The 23,233-nt window shown below is 64.5% G+C and carries 20 protein-coding genes; 11 read left to right on the forward strand and 9 right to left on the reverse strand.

Annotation, left to right across the window (positions count from 1 at the left end):
• The first annotated feature begins 85 nt into the window (after window positions 1-85).
• Window positions 86-1,027 (forward strand): prolyl aminopeptidase, encoded by a 942-nt coding sequence (gene pip / locus F4U95_RS07295; protein ID WP_120251592.1) that lies wholly within the window; start codon window positions 86-88, stop codon window positions 1,025-1,027.
• Here the strand turns inward: pip and F4U95_RS07300 are convergent.
• The 3 genes from F4U95_RS07300 to F4U95_RS07310 all read right to left on the reverse strand — a co-directional run bounded on the left by F4U95_RS07300 (window position 1,024) and on the right by F4U95_RS07310 (window position 4,776).
• A complete protein-coding gene (locus F4U95_RS07300; RefSeq protein ID WP_120251593.1) occupies window positions 1,024-1,566 on the reverse strand; it encodes a SixA phosphatase family protein in 543 nt (180 codons plus the stop codon). The two genes, pip and F4U95_RS07300, sit on opposite strands and share 4 nt — an antisense overlap.
• On the reverse strand, window positions 1,563-4,316 hold the full coding sequence (locus F4U95_RS07305; protein ID WP_150425159.1) for an ATP-dependent DNA helicase: 2,754 nt from the start codon (window positions 4,314-4,316) through the stop codon (window positions 1,563-1,565). Before F4U95_RS07305 ends, F4U95_RS07300 begins: the two co-directional genes overlap by 4 nt.
• Window positions 4,317-4,383: 67 nt before the next feature.
• On the reverse strand, window positions 4,384-4,776 hold the full coding sequence (locus F4U95_RS07310) for a PilZ domain-containing protein (protein WP_120251595.1): 393 nt from the start codon (window positions 4,774-4,776) through the stop codon (window positions 4,384-4,386).
• 129 nt (window positions 4,777-4,905) lie between these two features.
• On the opposite strand from F4U95_RS07310, the gene F4U95_RS07315 reads away from it, so the two are divergent.
• Window positions 4,906-6,486 carry a lysine--tRNA ligase gene (locus F4U95_RS07315; RefSeq protein WP_150425160.1) on the forward strand — a complete coding sequence of 527 codons (1,581 nt, stop codon included), beginning with the start codon at window positions 4,906-4,908 and terminating at the stop codon, window positions 6,484-6,486.
• 192 nt (window positions 6,487-6,678) lie between these two features.
• Here the strand turns inward: F4U95_RS07315 and F4U95_RS07320 are convergent, their stop codons facing one another.
• The 3 genes from F4U95_RS07320 to F4U95_RS07330 all read right to left on the reverse strand — a co-directional run bounded on the left by F4U95_RS07320 (window position 6,679) and on the right by F4U95_RS07330 (window position 9,137).
• The gene (locus tag F4U95_RS07320) at window positions 6,679-7,149 is read right to left on the reverse strand and encodes an RcnB family protein (RefSeq protein ID WP_120252280.1); all 471 of its coding nucleotides are present in this window, start codon (window positions 7,147-7,149) and stop codon (window positions 6,679-6,681) included.
• Between the two features lie 162 nt (window positions 7,150-7,311).
• On the reverse strand, window positions 7,312-7,986 hold the full coding sequence (locus F4U95_RS07325) for a prolyl hydroxylase family protein (RefSeq protein ID WP_150425161.1): 675 nt from the start codon (window positions 7,984-7,986) through the stop codon (window positions 7,312-7,314).
• A 209-nt stretch (window positions 7,987-8,195) separates the two neighbouring features.
• On the reverse strand, window positions 8,196-9,137 hold the full coding sequence (locus F4U95_RS07330; RefSeq protein WP_246171520.1) for an RcnB family protein: 942 nt from the start codon (window positions 9,135-9,137) through the stop codon (window positions 8,196-8,198).
• Window positions 9,138-9,450: 313 nt separating this feature from the next.
• Between F4U95_RS07330 and F4U95_RS07335 the strand changes: the two genes are divergently transcribed.
• The 3 genes from F4U95_RS07335 (at window position 9,451) to F4U95_RS07345 (ending at window position 13,641) form a co-directional block, all read left to right on the forward strand.
• Entirely contained in the window at window positions 9,451-9,939 is a 489-nt protein-coding gene (locus F4U95_RS07335) for a biliverdin-producing heme oxygenase (RefSeq protein ID WP_150425261.1), read from the forward strand.
• Window positions 9,932-12,496 carry an HWE histidine kinase domain-containing protein gene (locus tag F4U95_RS07340; RefSeq protein ID WP_150425162.1) on the forward strand — a complete coding sequence of 855 codons (2,565 nt, stop codon included), beginning with the start codon at window positions 9,932-9,934 and terminating at the stop codon, window positions 12,494-12,496. The genes F4U95_RS07335 and F4U95_RS07340 overlap by 8 nt, the downstream gene beginning before the upstream one ends.
• A gap of 335 nt (window positions 12,497-12,831) precedes the next feature.
• The gene (locus F4U95_RS07345; protein ID WP_150425163.1) at window positions 12,832-13,641 is read left to right on the forward strand and encodes a DODA-type extradiol aromatic ring-opening family dioxygenase; all 810 of its coding nucleotides are present in this window, start codon (window positions 12,832-12,834) and stop codon (window positions 13,639-13,641) included.
• Here F4U95_RS07345 and F4U95_RS07350 read toward each other — a convergent pair.
• The 3 genes from F4U95_RS07350 to F4U95_RS07360 all read right to left on the reverse strand — a co-directional run bounded on the left by F4U95_RS07350 (window position 13,626) and on the right by F4U95_RS07360 (window position 16,005).
• Window positions 13,626-14,183, reverse strand: a complete 558-nt coding sequence (locus F4U95_RS07350; RefSeq protein WP_150425164.1) for a (2Fe-2S)-binding protein — start codon at window positions 14,181-14,183, stop codon at window positions 13,626-13,628. The genes F4U95_RS07345 and F4U95_RS07350 overlap by 16 nt on opposite strands.
• Window positions 14,180-14,656, reverse strand: a complete 477-nt coding sequence (locus tag F4U95_RS07355) for a DUF2721 domain-containing protein (protein ID WP_120251602.1) — start codon at window positions 14,654-14,656, stop codon at window positions 14,180-14,182. The genes F4U95_RS07350 and F4U95_RS07355 overlap by 4 nt, the downstream gene beginning before the upstream one ends.
• Before the next feature lie 140 nt (window positions 14,657-14,796).
• Complete coding sequence (locus F4U95_RS07360; RefSeq protein ID WP_150425165.1) at window positions 14,797-16,005, reverse strand: LL-diaminopimelate aminotransferase; 1,209 nt, start codon at window positions 16,003-16,005, stop codon at window positions 14,797-14,799.
• Between the two features lie 143 nt (window positions 16,006-16,148).
• Between F4U95_RS07360 and F4U95_RS07365 the strand changes: the two genes are divergently transcribed.
• The 6 genes from F4U95_RS07365 (at window position 16,149) to F4U95_RS07390 (ending at window position 23,214) form a co-directional block, all read left to right on the forward strand.
• Window positions 16,149-17,888, forward strand: coding sequence for a PHA/PHB synthase family protein (locus tag F4U95_RS07365; protein ID WP_150425166.1), 1,740 nt, complete (start codon window positions 16,149-16,151; stop codon window positions 17,886-17,888).
• A gap of 151 nt (window positions 17,889-18,039) precedes the next feature.
• Window positions 18,040-18,849: a phasin family protein gene (locus tag F4U95_RS07370; RefSeq protein WP_150425167.1), complete on the forward strand. Its 810-nt coding sequence runs from the start codon at window positions 18,040-18,042 to the stop codon at window positions 18,847-18,849.
• Between the two features lie 158 nt (window positions 18,850-19,007).
• The gene (gene clpS / locus F4U95_RS07375) at window positions 19,008-19,385 is read left to right on the forward strand and encodes an ATP-dependent Clp protease adapter ClpS (RefSeq protein WP_425505044.1); all 378 of its coding nucleotides are present in this window, start codon (window positions 19,008-19,010) and stop codon (window positions 19,383-19,385) included.
• A 134-nt stretch (window positions 19,386-19,519) separates the two neighbouring features.
• Window positions 19,520-20,131, forward strand: a complete 612-nt coding sequence (locus F4U95_RS07380) for a hypothetical protein (protein ID WP_150425168.1) — start codon at window positions 19,520-19,522, stop codon at window positions 20,129-20,131.
• 114 nt (window positions 20,132-20,245) lie between these two features.
• Window positions 20,246-21,754, forward strand: coding sequence for a glycerol-3-phosphate dehydrogenase (locus F4U95_RS07385; RefSeq protein ID WP_150425169.1), 1,509 nt, complete (start codon window positions 20,246-20,248; stop codon window positions 21,752-21,754).
• On the forward strand, window positions 21,751-23,214 hold the full coding sequence (locus tag F4U95_RS07390) for a glycerol kinase (protein ID WP_150425170.1): 1,464 nt from the start codon (window positions 21,751-21,753) through the stop codon (window positions 23,212-23,214). Before F4U95_RS07385 ends, F4U95_RS07390 begins: the two co-directional genes overlap by 4 nt.
• The last annotated feature ends 19 nt before the right edge of the window (window positions 23,215-23,233 follow it).

Here is a 23,233-nt window from a genome sequence, read left to right on the forward strand (position 1 = left end):
GCATGGCGGCAACGCGCGTCAGGGGCATCCCGTGCCTTGCGTTCAAAGGCTTTCCTTCGCCGCCGCCGCTTTCTAAGGTAGCATCATGCGCACGCTTTATCCCCCGATCGAACCCCATGCCTCCGGTCATCTCGATGTCGGGGACGGCCATCATATCTATTGGGAACGGGCTGGCACGCCCGGCGCCAAGCCCGCCGTGTTTCTACATGGCGGGCCGGGCGGTGGCATTTCGCCCGACCATCGCCGCCTGTTCGATCCCGCGCGCTACGATGTGCTGCTGTTCGACCAGCGTGGTTGCGGCCGATCGACCCCGCACGCCCATCTTGAAGCGAACACCACCTGGGATCTGGTCGCCGATATCGAGCGGCTGCGCGCGATGATGGGTGTGGAGCAATGGTTGGTTTTCGGCGGCAGCTGGGGCTCGACGCTGGCGCTCGCCTATGCGCAGACGCATGTGGATCGGGTGACGGAACTGGTGTTGCGCGGCATCTTCACGATTCGGCAAAGCGAGATTGACTGGTATTATCAGGAAGGCGCCAGCCGCATCTATCCCGACAAATGGGAACGGTTCGTCGCCCCGATCCCGCAGAGCGAACGGGGCGATCTGGTCAATGCCTATCGCCGCCGCCTGACCGGTGACGATCGCGCCGCGCAAATCGCCGCCGCCCGCGCCTGGAGCGTGTGGGAAGGCGAGACGATCCGCCTGCTGCCCGACCCGGCGCTATCGGCGACCCATGATGCGGATGATTTCGCGCTCGCCTTCGCGCGGATCGAAAATCATTATTTCGTCCATGGCGGCTGGCTGGAGGACGGTCAGTTGATCCGCGACGCGGGCAAGCTGGCGGCCATTCCCGGCGTCATCGTGCAGGGTCGCTACGACATGGCCTGCCCGGCCGAAACCGCCTGGGCGCTGCACCGCGCCTGGCCGCAGGCGCGCTTCGACATGATCGAGGGCGCGGGCCACGCCTATAATGAGCCGGGCATCATGGACGCCCTGATCCGCGCGACGGACGGGTTTGCGGGTTAGCGGCTACCCGGCCCCAATGCCGGGTCCAGGTCGCGTGGGCGGGTGAAGCTGGCGAGGGTCGCGATATTTTCCCGCGCATTTGCCCACCGGTCGATGGGAAGGTCCAGCACCGCGATACTGGCGGTCGGGAATTTGATTTCCACATCCTCGCGCAACGGATTGACGCCGTCGTCGGGGACCAGGTCCAGGATCAACTCCTCCAGCCCCGGATTATGGCCCGCCAGCAGCGCACCGTCGGCACTGTCGGGCAGGTCGCGGATCACGTCGAACAAGGTAGGCGCGGAGGCGAGGTAGATGCGCCGGTCCCACCGCGCGTCCAGCGTCTCGCCATAGCCGGCGAAGAAGGTTTCCAACGTCTGCACCACCCGCACCGCCGGCGAAGCGACCAGCATGTCGAAGCGCATGGCGCGCTGCGCGGCAAACTGGCCCATCAGCATGGCGGCCTTCTCGCCCCGCCGGTTCAAGGGCCGGTCGAAGTCGCGCGCGACCGGATCGTCCCAATCCGATTTGGCGTGGCGCAACAGGGTCAGCCTCTTCATTGTGTCTCCTGTTGGGGTAGGCCGGATTCGCGCCCCTGATGCCCTAACAGGACCGTTTCGCCAAGGCTTTGCTCTCTGGCCTGCACGCTGACGGCGATGATCGCTTCGTCCAGCGTCAGCCGGCGGATCGGCGTACCGGGCGGAAAGGCGCTCAGCAATCGGCTCGGCATCGCGGCGGACAGGATGACGAAACTGCCCTTGTCCTCGGCCCGGCGAATGAGGCGCCCGAACGCCTGCGCCAACCGCGCCCGGATCAACCGGTCGTCATAGGCGCTGCCCCCGCCGGCCAGCCGCCGCGCGGCATGCAGCACCGTGGGCTTTGACCATGGCACGCCCTCCATCACCACCAGCCGCAGCGAATGGCCCGGCACGTCCACCCCATCGCGCAACGCATCGGTGCCCAGCAGCGATGCGCGCGGATCGTCGCGGAAGATATCGACCAGCGTGCCCGTATCCATGGGGTCCACATGCTGGGCGTAAAGCGGCAAGCCCGCCCGCGCCAGTCGGTCGGCGATACGCGCATGCACGGCCCGCAGCCGCCGGATCGCGGTGAACAGCCCCAGCGTGCCGCCGCCCGCCGCCTCGATCAACCGGCCATAGGCACCCGACAGCGCCGCAATATCGCCGCGCTTGATGTCGGTGACGATCAGCACTTCGGCCCGCCCCGGATAATCGAACGGGCTGCTCGCCTCGAACCGCTCCGCGCCATGGGGCAGGTGGACTGCGCCGCTGCGCGCCTCCGCATTGGACCAGTCGCCCCCGCCCTTCAGCGTCGCGGACGTCAGCAGCACGCCCTGCGCCGGCTTTAGCACCGTTTCGGCCAGCGGCCGCGTCGGGTCCAGCCAGTGGCGGTGGATGCCGATATCGAACTCGCGCCCCTCGATCCGGTCGACCGTCATCCAGTCGACATAGTCCGGGTCGGCCGGCCCGCCGATCCGCGCCAGCAAGGCCAGCCAGGCCGCGATCAGATCGCGCCGCCAGCCAAGCGAAGCGATCGCCCCCTCGACCCGCGCGCGGGCCGCGCCGTCAAGCCAGTCGGGCGCATCCTCGATCACCGCCTCCAGCCGCCGCGCCAGCCGTACCAGCGGCTTGATCAGCGCATCCAGCGCCAATGCAGCTTCCTGCGCCGCTTCGACCAGCGCGCCATCGGGTTCGGCCAGTTCTGTCTCCAGCCCATAGCCGGCATCCGCCTCACCCGCAGCCTCCGCGCGGGTATAGACCGTACCCCGTACAGCGGCGAGCAGCGCTTCCAGCGGCCCGAACGGCTCGCCCGCGACGACGCGCTTCAGCCACTCGTCGGCCAGCAGCGCCTGCGCCGCGTCGATCGCCGCGCGGATCGCCTGACCGCCTTCCTCGTCATAGCTGGCCAGGTCGGACAGTCGCGCCGCCAACCCCCGGCGCCGCCCGCGCGATCCGCCTTCCGGCCCCATGATCCACCGGCGCAGTTCGATCGCCTCCTGCCCCGACAAAGCGACGGAGAAGGTCGAATCCGCCGCATCGAACAGATGATGGCCTTCGTCGAAGACGATGCGCTGCGGCCGCTGCCCGGTTTCCCGCCCGCGCGCGGCGTTGATCATCACCAGCGCATGGTTGGCGATGACGATGTCGGCATCGGCCGACGCGCGGGCCGATCGCTCGATGAAGCACTTTCGATAATGGGGGCAGCCGGCATAGATGCACTCGCCGCGCCGGTCGGTCAGTGCGGTGGAGCCGTTACGGCGGAATAAAGTCGGCAACCATCCGGGAAGGTCGCCGCCCACCATGTCGCCATCCTTGCTGAACGCGGCCCAACGCGCGACCAGTTGGGCCAATATCGCGGCGCGCCCGGTAAAGCCGCCCTGCAAGGCATCTTCCAGATTGAGCAGGCAGAGGTAATTTTCCCGCCCCTTGCGCACCACCACCCGCTTTGCCGCCACCGCCGCATCGGGGAACAGGCGCAGCGATTCGCGGTCCAGTTGGCGTTGCAGCGCCTTTGTATAGGTCGAAACCCAAACCGTCCCCTGTGCTTCCCCGGCCCAGAGCGAGGCGGGCGCCAGATAGCCCAAAGTCTTGCCGATGCCCGTGCCGGCTTCCGCCAGCAGCATATTGGGCTGGTCGCGATGCTTGCGCGGGGTGAAGGCCAGGCTGGCGGCTGCTGCATAGGCACGCTGGCCGGGGCGCGGTTCGGCGCCCTTGCCGGTCAGCGCATCCAGCCGGGCCAGCACCTGATCTTCCTTCAGGCTGATGGTGCGCGGGGCAGGGCGGGGCTGCGCCTCCTCCCATTCCGGCAATTTGGTGAACAGCCAGCGCTCCGCCTCGCGCGGGCGGGCGATGCGCGGCGCGACCAGCGGCGACCAGGGCCAGCGCAGCCGATGCAACGATTGCGCCGCAGTCCATCCGCCCTCCCGCTCTTTCCAGTCGGGTGCGTCCATCCGAGCGAGCAGCATCGCCGCGCCCTGTTGCAGCAGCGCGGGAATATCGCCCTCGCTCGTCGGCGGGGGCAGGCCCAGCGCTTCTGCCAGCCCCTTGGGCGTCGGCACCAGGAAGCGGGCCGGGTGCAGGAAGGCCCACAGTTCGAGCAGGTCGAGGCCGTTGAGTTCAGGATAGCCCAGCCGCTGGCCGGTCAGCGGTGCGTTGAGCAGCAGCACCGGCGTTTCGGCGCTGCGCGCGATCGCCTGCCCCTTGGCCAATGCCTGGGTGCGGTCGCCTTCGCGCAGCCAGATGCCGCCATGGCTGGCGTGGAGCGCGGGCAGGGTGGCGGGATCGATCACCCGCCCGATCTAGGCGAGCAGGAACAAAAGGAAAACCTGAAATATGGGTTTCGCGCCGGGAAGGGCGTCAGCCCGTTCGCCGGCCAAAGCCGCCGCCACCGACATAGGCGCTGCCAAAGCCCGTCTGTTGCTGACCAGCTGCGTGCAGGCGCGGCTGGAACGCGACCGGTGCGCGCTTGGCGGCGCGGGCCATTTCGAGCCGCTCGTAGAGCGGGCCTTCGTTCAATTCATAGGGGAAGCGAATGCCCATGCGATCCTCTTCGGACCAGCGGACCGTGCCGAAGACGATGAAGCCGTCCAGATCGATCTGGCATTGCGACCGCGCGGGCAGGGTGCAGCCCACCACCTGTGCGCCGCCTTCGCTCAGATCGACGATCACGCCTTCCAGGCTGTCCAGCACCGTCGTGACGACGATGGGAATGTCCACCGCAATACGCTCGCGGCTGCGCTGTATCTGCATAACGCCTCCTGTCGGTCCATTATCGATACGCAAGGTTAACGAAAACTAAAGTTGCGAACGATTGTCAAAGCGCTTTTGTCGCCGAATAGCATTTTCTTTCGCTTTAGCAGGGTTTAGGGGGCGTGCATCATGACAATGTCCGATATCCTGCGCACCGCCGCGACCGCATCCAAGGCCTGGCCCTATGAAGAAGCGCGCAAGCTTCTGAAACGTTACGCGAATGGCGCGCCGGACAAGGGACATATCCTGTTCGAAACCGGCTATGGCCCGTCGGGCCTGCCGCATATCGGCACGTTCAACGAAGTGCTGCGCACCACCATGGTCCGCAACGCCTTCCACACACTGTCGGATATCCCGACCCGGCTGGTGGCGTTCAGCGACGATCTGGACGGTTTCCGCAAGGTGCCCGACAATGTCCCCAATCAGGCGATGCTCAGCGAATATCTGGGCAAGCCGCTGACGCAGGTGCCCGACCCGTTCGAAAAGTTCGAAAGCTTCGCCCATCACAATAATGCGATGCTGCGCGAGTTCCTCGACAGTTTCGGCTTCGACTATGAATTCGTGTCGGCAACCGAGCAATATCAGGCCGGGGCCTTCGACGAAGCGCTGCGTCAGGTGTTGCGCCGCTATCAGGCGATCATGGACATCATGCTGCCGACCCTGCGCAAGGAACGGCAGGCGACCTATTCGCCCGTCCTGCCGATCAGCGCGAAGAGCGGCATCGTACTTCAGGTGCCGGTCGAGGTGGTCGATGCAGAAGCGGGCATCGTCCGCTTCGTCGATGAAGGCGAAACCATCGAACAGTCGATCCTGGGCGGCGCGGCCAAGCTGCAATGGAAGGTCGACTGGGCGATGCGCTGGTATGCGCTGGGCGTCGATTATGAAATGGCGGGCAAGGATCTGATCGATTCGGTCACGCAATCGTCGAAGATCTGCCGTGCGCTCGGCGGCCGTCCGCCCGAGGGCTTTAATTACGAGATGTTCCTGGACGAAAAGGGCGAGAAGATCTCCAAGTCCAAGGGCAACGGCCTCAGCCTGGAGCAGTGGCTGACCTATGGCCCGCAGGAAAGCCTGGCTTTCTACGCCTATCGTGAACCGAAAAAGGCCAAGCAGTTGCACATGGGCGTCATCCCGCGCGCGGTGGATGAATATTGGCAGTTCCGCGGCAATTATGCCAAGCAGGCGATCGAGCAGCAGCTGGGCAACCCGGTCCATCATATCCATGATGGCAAGCTGCCCGACGGCGAACTGCCGGTGACCTTCGGCCTGCTGCTCAACCTGGTCGGCGTGATGGGCGATGCCAGCCCCGAACAGGTGTGGGGCTATCTGCAAAATTATGTGCCGGGTGCCAGCGCGGAAACCTATCCCGAACTGGATGCGCTGATCGGCCATGCGCTGACCTATCATCGCGATTTCGTGGCGCCCACGCTTCAGCGCCGCGCGCCCGAGGCCCATGAAGCCGCCGCGTTGCGCAAGCTGGACGAGGAACTGGCCGCATTGCCGGCCGATGTGACCGCGGAAGACGTCCAGAATATCGTCTACGCCATCGGCAAGGATGAGGCGTTCGGCTTTGGCGAACTGCGCGACTGGTTCAAGGCGCTCTACCAGACTCTGCTGGGTGCCGATCAGGGGCCGCGCATGGGCAGCTTCATTGCGCTCTACGGCGTGGAAAACAGCCGCAAGCTGATCGCGCAGGCGCTGGCGGCCTGATCTGGATCAATACCGGGCCGGAACATTTTGCCGGGTCGGGCGTTTGCCGCATCGGTCCACCCCCCTTTCGGACTGGTGACGCGCCTTGCGCACGTCATCGGCCGCGTGCGCCCGGAAACGGGCGGCGCGGCCAAGTGGGGGTAAGGGAAACCGCCCCGGTCTTGCGATCGGGGCGGTTTTTGTCATCTGGGCTTACCAGAAGAAGGCGCGGTGGGCGGTGATGACGCGGCCGGTGCGGACATTGACCAGCAGCACATCATTATAGTGGCGGACCCAGCGCTGGTTCACACCCGGACGGGGCAGGCGATAGCGGTTGGTGTCGCTGATATAATAGCGCGAGTTATAATAGGCCGGGCGAAGCTGCGCACCAGCATTCCACTGGCTGTAGCGGAAGGGCGCACGCCAGTTGCCGCCACGATAGACGTCCCGGTGGGTACGGCGATAATCGCGCCAGTCTTCGCGCACTTCCTGACGGGCATCGCGCACGTCGCGGCGCGCGTCGCGCACATCGCGGCGGTCGCCATAACGCTGCGCCTGGCGCAGGTCGCGCTGCTCTTCGCGCAGGTTGCGTTCGCTGCGACGCGCTTCGCCATAGGATTGGGCCGATGCGACGCTGGGGACGACGGTGGCGGCCAGCAGGCCCAGAATGATGAACTTACGCATGATCTTGTCTCCCATATTCCGTGGCGGCTGAACCTGTCCGGAAGGATCTGGTTCCGTCGCCTACAAGAGGAGATATGGGCCCTGCCAACTGAACGGTCGGGGAATGAAGCAGTCAGATTCCAGTCATTTATGTCGCAAAGTGTAACCGCACATGTAACCGCGTCAGCCCCACGGCCGTTCGCGAAACCATTTGGTCACGACATATTTGGTGCCGTTTTCCACCGGCCGCGCGGCGTGCAGGCTCTTGCGGTTGGGAGCCCCGTCGCGACCCATATTGTTCCAGATCAGGATCATGCCCTCTACCGGCGGCACCATGAATTCGCATTGGGGGAAGTGCGTTTCGCCCCCGGCCTCTACAGGGGAAAGATAGATCATCGCCGTCCATGTCCGCTGCCCGCCGCTGGTCCGCATCTGCGGCCAATAGCTGGCGGTGACGGGGAAATAGTCGCAATGGACCTTATATTCCTGCCCCGGCGCATAGCGCTGCCCCTGCAACGTCTCGCCATGGCGGGCGGGCAGGCCGGTCATCGCGCAAATCCGGTCGCTAATCCCCATGACCAGCTCCTCCCAGGGGTTGAGGTTGCAACTGTGGCTGGTGCGATAATCGGCATTGGCGCTGCCGGAAAACAGCGTCGAAGGCTTGGCATCGGCGTCGATCAGCGCGCGCAGCCCGGCACATTCCTCTTCGCTCAGGAAATGCTGGCGGCCATATATCTCCAGATCGGGCGCGGCGATCCGATGCACCATCGGATTGCGGTCCAGCCGCTTGCGCACATCCTCGCCGATCCCAGCGCGCAGCGGCGACGCCGTGCCGCCATCATCTTGTCCTTCGTTCATGGCGGCGTCCTGCCACAGAGAGGACCGGCATGAAAAGACCCCGGCATGTTTCCATGCCGGGGCCAGTATTTCCTGAAGGCCAGTCCAGGAAGAAGAAATCGTTGGGTGCGCTCACACGCACGGTGCTGCACCGGCCCACACCCCCACCCGACCACCCAACGATAGTAGCCTGTGGGCGGTCGGGCGGGGGTGTGGGCCGGTACCGCCAATCACCAGAAAAAATTATTGATCACGTCGACCACATAGCCGTCGCGCACATCGACCAGCAGCGCGTCGTCATAATAGCGGACCCAGCGCAGCGAGCCGTAGGCCGGCGGCAGGCGGTAGCTATAGGGATCGTTCAACCAGTAGCTGTTCGAATAGAGCAGGCTGTTCAGGAAGATCCCGACCGAAAAGCGGCGATAGCCATAGTCCCAACCGCGCGGCGCATCATAACGACCCATGCGATAGCGATCGCCATAGCGGTTGCGATAGCTGTTCCAGTCATAGCGACGGTCCTGGCGCCAGCCATTGTCCCAGCGACGCTGGTTCGCCCAGCGGCTCCGATCGTCGAAACGGCGGCCGTTGTTCCAGGCGCCATTGTTCCAGGCGCCATTGTTTCGATCATTCCCGGTCCAGCCGCGATTGTCGTTCCACCGCTGATTCAGTCGATCATTCTGGCGATCATCCCGCCGATCGTTCCGCCAGTCCTGGCGATCGTCGCGCCGGTCGTTGCGCCAATCCTGCCGGTCGTCGCGCCCGTCGCGCCGATCATCCGGACGGTTATTGCGCCAATCCTGCCGATTGTCCTGACGCTGCTGCTGGTCGCGCCAGTTCTGCGTCTGCTGCTGCCGGTCGCGTGCGACATTCTCCAACCCGCGATCGGGCTGATTGCGGTCGCCGCGCCATTGGTCGGGGCGCTGCTGCGGCCGATCGTCCGGGCGGACGTCCGGGCGCGGCGCTACATTCGGCGCGGCGGCGCGCTCGCCCATACGCTGCTGCCAGCGCTGTGCCGCGTCATTGCCGCGCGGCTGGTTGCCGCGATCGCCGCGTCCTTCCCGCTCGCCACCGCGATTGCCGCGCTGCTCCTGGTTGCTCTGCGCATGGGCCGGGGCGATACCGCTCAGCAGCGTCGCACCCATCAGCCCCGCCAGCATCATCTTCCTCAACATCGTCGTGACTTTCCTGGATCGGGGGCACTACGCCCCCTCATGATCTGGCTTCTAGGGCAGGTCCGATGTCGTGATGCTGAACTCGTCATGCAGCGATTTGAAAGAATCGGCGCGGGACGATAGACAGGAGCCATGCGAACAGCCACTGTCCGTTGGTGCGTGTTGCACGCGGGATAAACGCCCGGAATCGGTCGAAAAGCTGATCCAGATCAGTGCGTCACCGTGAAACTGACTATAGGACTGACGAGTGACGAAATCTTCCGATGCTGGCTTTGACACGCCCTCCGTCCGCCAGGTTCTGCGCGAAGCGACGATGGACAGCCATCGCCGGGTAGACGCCATCTATGCCGATTTCGCGCTCGATTCGCCCAGCGACTATCGCGCCTTCCTGACTGCTCATGCCCGCGCGCTCGGCGGACTCGAAGCCGCCGCACAACCGCAGGCCCCGCGCCTGCCGCTGCTGGCGCAGGATCTCGCTGCCCTTGACCTTCCCCTGCCTGAACCTCTGACGCTGGACGATAATGTGGCCGACGGCTTCCACTGGGGCCTGCGTTACACGCTGGAAGGATCGCGACTGGGCGGCGCCATGCTGTCGCGACAGGTCGCCCCTGGCCTGCCCAAGGCCTATCTCTCGGCCGCCCATGGCAAGGGCGAATGGATAGCCTTCCAACGCGCGCTCGACGGCGCTGCGGCGGAAGGCGGCGAAGGCTGGCTGGACGACGCCGTGCAGGGCGCGCAGGCCGCCTTCGCCCTGTTTGCGCAGGCAGGACAGCAGGCGGGCCAGGCATCGACCCATGGCTGATCGCGACGCTGACCAGCCCAATTTTTCCGTCGACCTCAGCAATTGCGATCGTGAGCCCATTCATGTGCTGGGCACGGTTCAGCCCTTCGGCTTCCTCATCGCGCTGACCGCCGACTGGCTGGTGTCGCGCGTGTCGGCCAACAGCGCGCAATTTATCGGCCTGACCCCCGACGATATGCTGGGCAAGCCGATCGCGGCCCTGCTGGACGGCGAAGCCATCCATGCCCTGCGCAACCGCATCACCCTGCTGCGTGGTCCCGATTCGGTCGAGCGGCTCTTTTCCATTCCCTTGATCGCCGGCGGCCCGCCCTTCGACGTGGCCGTCCATTTCTCCGGTCAGCTGGTCGTGGTGGAGGCGGAACCCGCCAGCCATGACGAGATGGAGGCGAGCAGCACCGTCCGCTCCATGGTCGCCCGTCTGGCCCAGGCAGAGGGCATGACCGCCTTCCTGCGTGATGGCGCGCGGCAGGTACGGGCACTGACCGGCTTCGACCGTGTCATGGTCTACCGCTTCGCCGATGGCGGCGATGGCGAAGTCGTCGCCGAAGCTTTGAAGCCCGGCATCGACAGCTTCTTCGGCCTCCATTATCCCGCCTCCGACATTCCGGCTCAGGCCCGCGCCCTCTATTTGCGCAACATCTTCCGCATCATCGCCGATGTGAAGGCGCCGCCGGTGCCCGTCGTCCCTGCGCTGGACCCGACCGGCGCGGCGCTCGACATGTCGCTCTGCCTCACCCGCGCGGTATCGCCGATCCATATCGAATATCTCGGCAATATGGGCGTGGGCGCCTCCCTCTCCATCTCGATCATCGTCGAGGGGAAGCTGTGGGGCCTGTTCGCCTGCCACCATTATGCTCCGCGCCTGCCGACCTTCGCGCAGCGCAGCGCGGCCGAACTGTTCGGCCAGATCTTCTCGATGATGCTGGAAAGCCGCGAGCGCGCGGAAACGGCCACCTATGAAGGCAAGGCGCGACAGGTGGCCGACCGGTTGCTGTCGGCGGTGGCGCAGGATCATGACCTGCTGACCAATGCCCGCTGGCTGGGCGACATCATTTTCGACACGATTCCCGCCGATGGCGTGGGCGTCTATATCGACGGGCAGATGACCTTTTCCGGTCTGGCGCCCGACGCGTCCGCCTTCGTCGCGATCGTGTCGATGCTAAACCGTGTTGCGGCGAGCCAAGTCTATACCACCGACAGCCTCTCCTCGGTTCTGCCCGAAGCGGCGGCCTATGCCGATCGCGTGTCGGGTGTACTCGCGATCCCCCTGTCTCGCCGGCCGCGCGATTATGTCGTGCTGTTCCGCGCCGAACAGCTGCGATCCGTGCGCTGGGCAGGCAATCCGGAAAAGGAAATCGAATATGGGCCGAATGGCCCGCGCCTGACCCCGCGCAAGAGTTTCGAATCCTGGTCGCAGTTGGTGAAGGGCGTGGCGCTGCCCTTCCTGCCCGCCGAACTGCGGGTGGCCGAAGCGCTGCGCACCGCGCTGCTCGAAGTCATATTGCGCATGTCCGATTCCGCCGATGCGGAGCGGCAGCGCGCGCATGAGAAGCAGGAATTGCTGATCGCGGAACTTAATCATCGCGTCCGCAACATCCTCTCGCTGATCCGGGGCCTGTTGTCGCAGACGCGCGACAGCGCCCGTTCGGTGGACGAATTTATCGGCACGCTGGAAAGCCGCGTCCATGCGCTGGCCCGCGCCCATGATCAGATTACCGCTGACCGCTGGAGCCCGGCGCGCCTCTACGACCTGATCGAAGTCGAATCGGGCGCTTATCTGGGCGAACGTAGCGATCGGGTGCAATTATCCGGTCCCAATGTGCTGCTGACGCCCGGTTGCTTCACCGTGCTGGCGTTGGTGATCCACGAAATGCTGACCAACGCCGCCAAATATGGCGCCCTGTCGGACAGCGGCACCGTGAAGATCGACTGGCGCGTGGATGAAGATGGCAGCCTGCTGATCGACTGGACCGAAAGCGGCGGCCCGCCGGTGGTCGCGCCGACCCGGCGAGGCTTTGGCTCCACCGTCATCGAACGGTCCATTCCCTATGATCTGGGCGGCCATGCCGAAATCAGCTATCGACTGGCGGGAATAGAGGCGCATTTCTGCATCCCGTCCATCCATGTCGTTTCCGTCCTGCCCGATGTGACCGCCACCGATCGCGCCAAGCCGGCCGCGCCGGTCGTGCCCGGCCTGCTGAAAGGGCGCAATGTTCTGCTGGTCGAAGATAATATGATCATCGCCATGGATGGAGAGGATGCGCTGCGCGATCTGGGCGCGGACGTCGTTACCGCCGCCAGCGTCGGTCGCGCGCATGAAGCGATTGCGATCCAGTCGGTCGATCTGGCCGTGCTGGACTTCAACCTCGGCCATGAAACCAGCTTGCCGATCGCGGATATGCTCGCCGAACGCGGCATCCCCTTCCTCTTCGCCACCGGCTATGGCGACGGGCTGGAACTGCCTGCCCGGTTCGAGGCGGTGACGCTGTTGAAGAAACCCTATAGCGGTGCGACCCTCGCACAAGCGCTCGCCCCGGTGATCGAGGCGGGCAACTAAAGCGTGCTATTTCTCCGTCCCTTTCAGGGAGGGGTCGGGGGAGAGTCCGCAAAGCGGCGCATTAGGCTCGCCTCGCACGCCAACCTTTCGAAACGCTCTGCGCGGACAGCGAAACGGACAGTTTCCACCTCGCCGATTGCGGAACGGCCACCCTGCGCCGATCTATCTCGCATGCCGACTATCCTGTCCTACATTGCGTGTTGGCGCTGTGATGACGACAGGATGGCTGGCAGACAGGTGACTTTCCGATAGGATCGTCGCCAAGCAACAAAATGTCGAACCATGCGGGAAATGTGCGAAGTTAAGCCCGCGAAATCCTATTTCCGGACCCCATGATGACCCAGCCAACCCTCTTCATTCCCCATGGCGGCGGACCCTGCTTCTTCATGGACCCGACCGATCCCGACCGTCCGCACAGCGACCCGATGTGGCAGCCGATGCAGGATTATCTGGCAGGCCTGATTGCCGATCTGCCGGAACGGCCCCGCGCCATATTGCTGGTGTCGGGCCATTGGGAGGAAGCGGCCTTCACCGTCCATAGCGGCGATCGGCCGCCGCTCTTCTTCGACTATTATGGTTTCCCGCCGCACACCTACGACCTGCGCTGGGATGCACCGGGCGCGCCCGACCTCGCCCACCGCGCCGCCGCGCTGCTGCGCGATGCCGGCTTCGCCACGGGTGAGGAAACGGCGCGCGGCTGGGACCATGGCGTCTTCATTCCCATGAAGGTGGCGCTGCCCGATGCCGACATTCCGCTCGCGCAATTGTCGCTGCGTCATGACCTCGATCCCGCCGCCCATATCGCCGCCGGCCGGGCGCTCGCCCCCTTGCGCGACGAAGGCGTGCTGATCGTCGGCTCGGGCATGAGCTTCCACAATTTGCGGGTTCGCGGGCCGCAGGCGATCGCGCCCTCGACACTCTGGGACGATGCCCTGACCGCCGCCGTGACCGATCCCGATTCGCAGGCGCGCGCCACTCGTGTCGCCGCCTGGGATCAACTGCCCCACGCCCATTTCGCCCATCCGCGCGAAGAACATCTGTTGCCGCTGATGGTGGCACTGGGCGCCGGCGGAGACGATGGCGCGATCTGCACCCATCGCAGCTCGGTCCTGGGCTGGACGGTGTCGGGCTATCGCTTCGGCTGAGGCGCGGGACGTCCCAGGGCCGGCACGGTCCGCGCCGCATCTTCCGGGGTGATGCCCGGCGGCGGCGCCGCGCTGCCGCCCAGCTCTTCGCCCCGCATGATCCGCCCGGCCCGCTTGATCGCCCCCCGCAGCCGGGGATAGATGCCGCAGCGGCAGATATTGGTGATCGCCCCGTCAATCTCTTCGTCCGACGGATCGTTGGTCCGGCGCAGCAACACGGACGCCGCCATGATGACGCCAGGAATGCAATAGCCGCATTGGGAGACATTGTCGGCGGCGAAGGCCTGTTGCAGCGGGTGGCCGCGATCGGGCGACAGCGCTTCGATCGTGGTGACGAAACGGCCTTCGGTATTGCCGATCGTCACCTGGCAGGATCGCACCGCCTCGCCATCGATATCCACCGTGCAGGCGCCGCAATCGCCGGTGCCGCACCCATATTTGGTGCCGGTCAGGTTGGACGCGTCGCGCAATGCCCATAGCAAAGGCGTGTGCGGGTCCATGCGATATTGGATCGGCCGGTCGTTGACGGTGAAGCGGGTCATGCCGCCTCCTCTTCTTCCGCCTTATGGAACAGCACTTCGTTGCGGATATGGATGATCCGCGACGCCAGCCGGATTTCCTGGATGAAGGTGGCAAAGGCCGCCGCCTGCAACAGCATCGCCAGACTGAACAGGATCGCGATCGGCGTGCCCAGATGCGCGTTGAACAAATTGCCGGCGAACAGCAGGATCACGACCAGACACACGGCGCAGGCGGAGGCGACCGACAGGAAGATCGCGATGTTGACCACGCTCATCCGGCGATCGAGCACGCGTATTTCGCTGACCATCCGGTCATGCTCCTTGCCACGGGTGGACAGCACCAGCTTTTCCACGTCGCGCGCCCGGTCGATGATCCGCGACAGTCGACTGACGCAGACGTTCAGGAACGCCCCGATGCCCGCCAGCAGGAAGACCGGGGCCAGCGCCAGCTGAATGGTCTGTGCGACCTGGCTGACCTGGGGCAGGGGGATCATCAAAGGGCACCTCTCATCCCGCGAATCTATCCTTCATCGCGGGACGCGGGGCAAGGGGCGGCATCCGGTATAAATGCGTCGCAAAACGCCACTTTTCCGGGGGTCAAGACGCTCCGGCACGAACCGGAGCGCCGCACCCGTCAGGCTGCGCCCTTGGCCGGCGTATTGACGCCCATGGATTTCAGATATTGTTTGATGTTGCGGGCGGCCTGCCGCAGCCGCTGCTCATTCTCGACCATGGCGATGCGCACGAAGCCTTCGCCATCCTCGCCATAACCAACGCCCGGCGCGACCGCGACCTTCGCATGGGTCAGCAACTGCTTGGAAAACTCCAGCGATCCCATGTCCTTGAGCGCATGCGGCAGCGGCGCCCAGCAGAACATGGAGGCGCGGGCGGGCGGAATGTCCCATCCGGCGCGTCCGAAACTCTCCACCAGAACGTCGCGGCGCTTGTGATAGAGTTCGCGGTTCTTCTCGACGATATCCTGCGGCCCGTTGAGCGCCGCGCAGGCTGCCGCCTGAATCGGCGTGAAAGCGCCATAGTCCAGATAGGATTTCACCCGCGTCATCGCGGCGATCAGCTTCTGATTGCCAACGGCAAAGCCCATGCGCCAGCCAGCCATGCTGTATGTCTTGGACAGCGACGTGAATTCGATCGCGACATCCTTGGCGCCCGGCACCTGAAGGATGGAAGGCGTCGGATTGCCGTCATAATAAAGCTCGGAATAGGCCAGATCGCTTAGGATCCAGACCTTGTTCTCCTTCGCCCAGGCGACCAGCCGCTCGTAAAAGGCCAGGTCCACCGTCTCGGCCGTCGGATTGGACGGATAGTTGACCACCAGGATCGACGGGCGCGGCACGGTGAAGGCCATGGCGCGGTCGAGCGACCGGAAATAATTTTCGTCCGGCGTCGTGGGCACAGAGCGAATGGTCGCGCCGGCAATGATGAAGCCGAACGTATGGATCGGATAGCTGGGATTGGGGGCCAGCACGACGTCGCCCGGTTCGGTGATCGCGGTGGCCAGGCTGGCAAGCCCTTCCTTCGACCCCATGGTGACGACGACCTCCTTGTCGGGGTCTACTTCCACGCCGAAACGGCGCGCATAATAATTGGCCTGCGCCTTGCGAAGGCCCGGAATGCCGCGCGACTGCGAATAGCCATGGGCGCTCGGCTTCTGCGCCACTTCGATCAGTTTGGCGATGACATGGTCGGGCGGCGGCAGGTCGGGATTGCCCATGCCCAGGTCGATAATGTCCTCTCCCGCGGCTCGCGCGGCGGCCCGCATGCCGTTCACTTCGGCGATGACATAGGGCGGCAGACGCTTCATGCGGTAAAATTCTTCGGACATTATAGGGGCTTTCCTGAAAGCTCTCTGTAGGGAATAGTGCGCGGCACGCCGTTGACGTGTCACAATCTGGCTATAACCCGGCCGATAGCGACACGCCAGTGAAAGCGGCGCAGGATGATGATGCCAGGAGGAGCAAGGTGGCCATGGATAGAACCGATGTCATGGAACCCCATCTGCCGACCCTGGAACAGATGCAGCAATGGACGCAGGTCATCGGCCGCGCCCAGCAATTGATGCTGGAACAGGCAGCGGGCGCGACAGGCCGCGTGTTGCCCTTCGATCCCGAAACCGTGTCGCGCATCCAGACCAGCTTCGCCGACGAAGGACTGGCTTTGTGGCAGCGTTTCCTGGATTCGGGCGGCCTGCTGCGCGATCAGCCCGATCCCGCCCCGGCTGGCAGCCCTGCGGCGGCGCGTGACCGTCGCTTCGCCGATCCCGCCTGGACGGAACATCCCTTTTACGACCTCATCCGCCAAAGCTATCTGCTCGTGTCGGATTATCTGACGCGCCTGACCGATGCGGTCGATGGCGTCGATCCCAAGGTGAAGCAGAAACTGCGCTTCACGACCACCGGCATGCTGGACGCGCTGTCCCCGTCGAATTTCCCGCTCACCAACCCGATCGTCATGAAAAAGACGATCGAAAGCGGCGGCGAAAATCTGGTCAAGGGCTTGAAGCATATGCTCGCCGACCTGGAGAAAGGGCAGCTGACCCATACCGATGGCACGCAGTTTGAGCTGGGCCGCAATATCGCCGCGACGCCGGGCAAGGTCATTCACGAAACCCCCCTCTATCAGCTGATTCATTATGCGCCATCGACGGAAACGGTGCTGGAAACGCCGCTCATCATCTTCCCGCCCTGGATCAACCGTTTCTATATTCTCGACCTGTCGCCGGAAAAGAGCTTCGTCAAATGGGCGGTGGATCAGGGGATCAGCGTGTTTCTGGTGTCGTGGAAATCCGCCGACGCCTCGATGAAGGATCTGGTCTGGGACGATTATATCCTGCGCGGTCAGATCGACGCGATCGACACGGTGCGCGACCTGCTGAAGGTGGAGAGCGTCCATACGATCGGTTATTGCGTGGCCGGCACCACGCTGGCCGCGACGCTGGCGCTGCTGGCGGCGCGGGGGCAGGGGGATAAGGTCGCCAGCGCCACCTTCTTCACCGCACAGGTGGATTTCGCCCAGGCCGGCGACCTGACCCTGTTCGTCGATGACGATCAGATGAAGATGGTCGAACAGCTTTCGTCCAAGGGGTTTCTCGACGGGCGCTACATGGCTGCGACCTTCAACCTGCTGCGCGGGCGCGACCTGATCTGGAATTATGTCGTCAATAATTATCTGCTCGGCATGGATTATCCGCCCTTCGACCTGCTCTACTGGAATGGCGACACGACCAACCTGCCGGCCCGCTGGCACAGGGATTATCTGACCCAGCTCTATCGTGACAATCTGCTGGTCGTACCCGGCGCGATCAGCGTGGACGGCACGCCGATCGACCTGACCAAGGTGATGACCCCCGCCTACGTACAGGCCGGGCGGGAAGACCATATCGCGCCGCTGGAAAGCGTGTGGAAACTGACGGAAAATCTGTCCGGGCCGATGCGCTTCCTGCTGGCGGGGTCGGGCCATATCGCCGGGGTGGTCAATCCGCCGGCGGCGAATAAATATCAATATTGGGCTTCCACAGAACCGCAGGCGACGCTGGACGATTTTCTTGCGGCGGCGACCGAGACGAAGGGTAGCTGGTGGCCGGATTGGCGCGCCTGGATCGGCGACCGTGATTCGCGTCAGGTGCCGACGAAGGGCGCGCGGCAGCCGGGGAAGGGGCGTTTGAAGGCGATCGAGGATGCGCCGGGCCGCTACGTAAAGGCTCGGTAAAAGGACGCGGAAGCCCGCGTTTCCGGGCCTTTCGGCCGGCCGTGTAGAAAAGCGGTCGTATCGTCGATGTCAATTTTGTTGCACTGCACAATAATGGTTGCGGACGCAGTGCAAAAGGCTTATTGTGCAGTGCAACAAACGGAGGATGGTCATGGCTGTTTCACCAAAGGCTCCAAAGGTCAGTCCGCGTGGCAAGACCGGCTCGACGACGCTGTCGGCGACCGAAGCGCTCAAGGCGGCTGAATCAGCTATCGGCAGCGCGCCGGTCAAGAAACCTGCGCCCGCGCCCAGAAAGCCGGCTGCGATCTCAGCCGCGGTGAAACCGATCGACACCAATCCGCAGAAGGAGCCGACGCCGACGCCGACGCCGACGCCGACGCCCACCCCTACGCCGGCGCCCACGCCGACCCCTTCGTCGATACTAGAAACTACAGAGAGCCTGATCGAAAAGGCCGAACCCATCGCGACCCAGCCGCTGCCCGCAGAAGGAACAAAAAGCATGACCGACGTCATTGAAACCGGAAAGAAGTTCGCCGAAGACACCAAAGCCAAGTTCGAAACCGCCTATGCCGACTTCAACGAAAAGGCGAAGGGCCATGTCGAAAAGTCGACCAAGGCCATCGAAGAGCTGAGCGACATCGCCAAGGGCAATGTCGAAGCGCTGGTCGAATCGGGCAAGATCGCGGCCAAGGGCATCGAAACGCTCGGCCAGGAAGCCGTCGACTACAGCAAGAAGAACTTCGAAAAGGCGACCGCCTCGTTCAAGAGCTTCTCGACCGTCAAGACGCCGACCGAATTCTTCCAGCTCCAGAGCCAGCTCCTGTCGAGCAGCTTCGACGAGTTCACCAAGGAAGCCGCCAAGAACAGCGAAGCGATGATGAAGCTGGCCGGCGAAGTCGCCCAGCCGCTGACCGCCCGCGTGACGCTGGTGACGGACAAGGTGAAGGCGCTGGCCGCCTGATCGGCCACGCTTTTCCAAGCATAGCCTGAAAGGGGCGTCGCTTTCCGGATGGAGGGCGGCGCCCCTTTCGCGTTAACGTTGAATTATTGCCGCCAGCCGTCGGATCGAACATCCCGCCCCTTGCCATGGAGCGGGAAATCGCCATATCCTTGGGCATCATGAACAGCTTTACCCCATCCCATGCAGGCCCCGTCACCATGGCCGGCCAGGATTCGGACGATCAGGGCGAAGGCCCCGGCGGCCCCAACGTCGGTATCGCCACCCGCACGCGAACCCGCACCAAAAAGCCTTCGCTCTACAAGGTGCTGATGCTCAACGACGACTATACTCCGATGGAGTTCGTCGTCCATGTGCTGCAAAGCTTCTTCCGCATGGACATGGAGGAAGCGACGCGGGTGATGCTGCACGTCCATCAGCGTGGCGTCGGCATATGCGGCGTATTCAGCTATGAAGTGGCTGAAACGAAGGTCAATCAGGTGATGGATTTCGCCAGGCAGAATCAGCATCCGCTGCAATGCACGCTGGAAAAGGCCTGACGCACCCAGGTCGTTAACCGCCGGTTGAAGACCGTAGCGCTTATATTTCAATAAATTACGTCATTGAAATACAAGATTTTTTTAGATCTCTTCGGCATGATGGCCCTCACTGAAATGAAGTGGGGACTTCAACCATGACCAGTATCAATAGCTATACCATGAACATGCCGCCATCGCCCCGCGCGATGATGGACCGCAAGATCGGTGCCGCCGTAGAGGCGGGGTCGCTGTCGCAAGTCGATGGCGACGCGCTGGAAACCGCGCTGGATTCGATCGGCAGCGCCCTCTCTTCCTCCGCCAGCGATAGCAGCGCACGGCTCGACCCGTCCGGGATGAAGGACCGGATCGATTCGATGATCGACGATCAGGTGTCGGCAGGGACGTTGACCGAGGATCAGGCATCCGCGTTGCAAAGCTTCTTCGCGCAGGGACCAGGCGGATCGACCGTTACGGCCGACGCCGGTGGGGAAGATCAGGGTTTCAGCATCGACGGCATGGGCGGGGTCGGTGGCCCCGGCGCCATGCGTGGCCCGCCGCCTGGGCCGCCACCGTCTGGATCGAGCGATGATGGCGATGACAGCAGCACGACCAGCAGCACCGACGCGACCAGTGCGACGGATCAGCTGGATTCGATCATCGCCTTCCTCGAAAATCTGCGCAGCAGCCTGTCTCAGTCGTTGTACGGCAGCGTGGCGAGCAGCACCGACAGCAGCAATAGCGGGCTGGTGATCGACAGCCTGGCCTGATCCTCTTCGTCCGGGGACTGACGAAGGCCCGGCGGTGGTGTGCCAAGGCGCGCCGCCGCCGGGTTTTGCATTTGCCGGTTCCCTCATCCGGCATCGCCGCCTACATCATGGGGCGTGAGCGAGACGCCAGCAGCCGATATCTACGACCTTGCCGTCATCGGCGGTGGGGTAAATGGCTGTGGCATTGCCCGCGATGCCGCCGGGCGCGGCGCGCGCGTGCTGCTGCTGGAGCAGGGCGACCTTGCCAGCGGCACATCCTCCGCCTCGACCAAGCTGATCCATGGCGGCCTGCGCTATCTGGAACATCATGCCTTCGCTCTGGTGCGCGAATCGCTGATCGAGCGGGAGCGGCTCTGGGCGATCGCCCCGCACATCATCCATCCGATGCGTTTCGTCCTGCCTTGGACCAAAGGCTTGCGCCCACGCTGGATGCTGCGGCTGGGCCTCTTCCTTTACGACCATATCGGCGGTCGTCGCGCTTTGCCCGCGACCGAGGCGATCGACCTGCGCCGCCATGGCGCGGGTAAGGCGCTGAAGCCGGGTTTCGGTCCGGCCTATTGCTATTCCGACGGCTGGGTCGATGACGCGCGGCTGGTCCTGCTCAATGCGCGCGATGCCGCCGACCGGGGCGCGGATGTCCGTACCCGCACCGCCGTCGTCCGACTGGAGCGGGACGAGGGCCTTTGGCACATCCAGACCAGAACGACGCAAGGTGCCGAGCAGCCGTACCGTGCACGGGCCGTCGTCAACGCCACCGGCCCTGCCGTGCTCGACCTGCTGGACCGCGCGCATCGGCCGACCGATCGCCATATTCGGTTGGTGCGCGGATCGCACATCGTCGTGCCGCGCCTGTTCGATCACGATCATGCCTATTTCTTCCAGCTGCCCGACGGCCGGATCTTCTTCGCCATTCCCTATGAGCGCGACTTCACCCTGATCGGCACGACCGACCGGGATCATCAGGGTGGGCTGGACCATGTCGTCCCAAGTGATGAGGAGATCGCTTATCTGTGCGCGGCGGCCAATCGCTACTTCGCGCGCCCGATCGCGCCGGCGGATGTCCTCTGGTCCTATGCCGGGGTGCGTCCGCTGGTCGATGACGGTTCGGGCCGGCCGGAGGCGGCGACGCGGGGCTATCGACTGGACATTGATGGCGCACCGGGCGAAGCGCCACTGCTCAGCGTCTTCGGCGGGAAGATCACCACCTATCGTCATCTGGCGGCCGAGGCGGTGGAGCAGCTGAAACCCTATCTGCCCGCTCTTCAAGGGAGTGATTGGACTGCTGACTCGCCCCTGCCCGGTGGCGATTTTCCGATGACCGGCCTTGCCGAACTCACTGCCGGACTGGCCCGCGACTATGCCTTTCTGACGCCGGCCACGCTCGACCGGATCGCTCGCGCTTATGGTACGCAGGCACGGGTCTGGCTGGGCGATGCCACCGATCCGAGCGGGTTGGGTCTGGATTTCGGCCATGGACTGAGCGAAGCGGAGGTCCGCCACATGATGACCCGCGAATGGGCGCAGACCAGCGAAGACATACTCTGGCGGCGCAGCAAGATCGGCCTGCGGCTGAACCGTGAGCAGGTGGAGCGACTGGAAAGTTGGCTGGAGGAGAGGGCATGAGCGAGCGTCACCTGCTGGTGCTGGATGCGGGAACGACATCGACCAGAGCGATGCTGTTCGCGCCTGATGGTACGCGCGTGGCGACGGCGCAGGCGGACCTCACTCAATTTTATCCACAGCCCGGATGGGTGGAACATGATGCGACGGAAATCTGGACGCACACGCTGGATTGCGCCCGCCAGATGGTGGCGCGGGCGGGCGGCACCGACCGGATCGCCGCGATCGGCATCACCAACCAGCGGGAGACGGTCGTCGCCTGGGACCGGCAAAGCGGCGATCCGCTGGGCCGGGCGATCGTGTGGCAGGATCGGCGCACCGCCGATCAGTGCGCGATCCTGCGGCAGGGCGGCCATGAAGCGCTGGTCCAGCGGCGGACCGGCCTGATCCTGGATCCCTATTTCTCCGCGACCAAGATGCGCTGGATGCTCGACCACTGGCCGCAGGCGGCGGCGGCGGGCGACCGGCTCGCCTTTGGTACGGTTGAAAGCTGGCTGGTCTGGAAACTGACCGGTGGCCTGCACATCAGCGACGCCAGCAATGCCAGTCGCACCCAGTTGATGGCGTTGGATGGGGCGGGCTGGGACGCGGAACTGTGCGACCTGTTTGGCGTACCGGGAAGCGCTCTGCCGGCCATCGTCGACAATGCCGGCGATTTCGGCGCGACCCTGCCCGATCTGCTGGGCGAACCGATCCGAATCTGCGGTCTGGCCGGCGATCAGCAGGCGGCAACCATCGGGCAGGGCTGCCTGGCAACGGGCGCGGTCAAGGCGACGCTGGGCACCGGTGCCTTCGTGCTGGCGTCGCTGGGCGATCGGCTCCCCATCTCCGCCCATCGTCTGCTCGGCACGGTCCTTTGCCAGATTGACGGCCGCCGCCATTATGCGCTGGAAGGGTCCATCTTCGTTGCCGGCAGCCTGATCCAATGGCTGCGCGACAGTCTCGGCCTGATCGCAGCAGCGGCGGATACCGACGCGATCGCCCGGTCAGTGCCCGACAATGGCGGCGTGGTTCTGCTCCCCGCTTTGGCTGGCCTTGGCGCCCCTTATTGGCGGCCGGAAGCGACCGGGATCATCAGCGGCCTCACCCATGGCACCGGTCGCGCGCACATCATCCGCGCCGCGCTCGAATCGATGGCGCATCAGGTGCATGATCTGGCCGCGGCTTTCGCAGCCGACGGCGCGCCTTGGCGCATGCTGCGTATCGACGGCGGGATGAGCGCCAACGACTGGATTGCGCAGGATATGGCGGACATGCTGGACCTGCCCGTCGAACGGCCGGCCGATGTCGAAACGACGGCACGGGGTGCGGCGATGCTGGCGGGACTGGGTTGTGGCCTGTTCCCGTCGCTGGAGGCAGCGACCCATATGGCTTCGGCATCGACGCGATTCGTGCCGGCCGTGGAGGCGGGTGTCCGGGTTGCGCGGCTGGCGGGTTGGCATAGCGTGCTGGCGAAGCCGTAACGCTATCGTCACGACGTGT

The sequence above is a fragment of the Sphingobium limneticum genome (genome assembly GCF_008710165.1).
Taxonomy (GTDB): domain Bacteria; phylum Pseudomonadota; class Alphaproteobacteria; order Sphingomonadales; family Sphingomonadaceae; genus Sphingobium; species Sphingobium limneticum.

Coding starts and splice junctions, on each gene's coding strand:
- pip (WP_120251592.1), top strand. CDS start 86: ATGCGCACGCTTTATCCCCCGATCGAACCCCATGCCTCCGGTCATCTC.
- F4U95_RS07300 (WP_120251593.1), bottom strand. CDS start 1,566: ATGAAGAGGCTGACCCTGTTGCGCCACGCCAAATCGGATTGGGACGAT.
- F4U95_RS07310 (WP_120251595.1), bottom strand. CDS start 4,776: ATGCAGATACAGCGCAGCCGCGAGCGTATTGCGGTGGACATTCCCATC.
- F4U95_RS07315 (WP_150425160.1), top strand. CDS start 4,906: ATGACAATGTCCGATATCCTGCGCACCGCCGCGACCGCATCCAAGGCC.
- F4U95_RS07320 (WP_120252280.1), bottom strand. CDS start 7,149: ATGCGTAAGTTCATCATTCTGGGCCTGCTGGCCGCCACCGTCGTCCCC.
- F4U95_RS07325 (WP_150425161.1), bottom strand. CDS start 7,986: ATGAACGAAGGACAAGATGATGGCGGCACGGCGTCGCCGCTGCGCGCT.
- F4U95_RS07330 (WP_246171520.1), bottom strand. CDS start 9,137: ATGTTGAGGAAGATGATGCTGGCGGGGCTGATGGGTGCGACGCTGCTG.
- F4U95_RS07335 (WP_150425261.1), top strand. CDS start 9,451: ATGGACAGCCATCGCCGGGTAGACGCCATCTATGCCGATTTCGCGCTC.
- F4U95_RS07340 (WP_150425162.1), top strand. CDS start 9,932: ATGGCTGATCGCGACGCTGACCAGCCCAATTTTTCCGTCGACCTCAGC.
- F4U95_RS07345 (WP_150425163.1), top strand. CDS start 12,832: ATGACCCAGCCAACCCTCTTCATTCCCCATGGCGGCGGACCCTGCTTC.
- F4U95_RS07350 (WP_150425164.1), bottom strand. CDS start 14,183: ATGACCCGCTTCACCGTCAACGACCGGCCGATCCAATATCGCATGGAC.
- F4U95_RS07355 (WP_120251602.1), bottom strand. CDS start 14,656: ATGATCCCCCTGCCCCAGGTCAGCCAGGTCGCACAGACCATTCAGCTG.
- F4U95_RS07360 (WP_150425165.1), bottom strand. CDS start 16,005: ATGTCCGAAGAATTTTACCGCATGAAGCGTCTGCCGCCCTATGTCATC.
- F4U95_RS07365 (WP_150425166.1), top strand. CDS start 16,149: ATGGATAGAACCGATGTCATGGAACCCCATCTGCCGACCCTGGAACAG.
- F4U95_RS07370 (WP_150425167.1), top strand. CDS start 18,040: ATGGCTGTTTCACCAAAGGCTCCAAAGGTCAGTCCGCGTGGCAAGACC.
- clpS (WP_425505044.1), top strand. CDS start 19,008: ATGAACAGCTTTACCCCATCCCATGCAGGCCCCGTCACCATGGCCGGC.
- F4U95_RS07380 (WP_150425168.1), top strand. CDS start 19,520: ATGACCAGTATCAATAGCTATACCATGAACATGCCGCCATCGCCCCGC.
- F4U95_RS07390 (WP_150425170.1), top strand. CDS start 21,751: ATGAGCGAGCGTCACCTGCTGGTGCTGGATGCGGGAACGACATCGACC.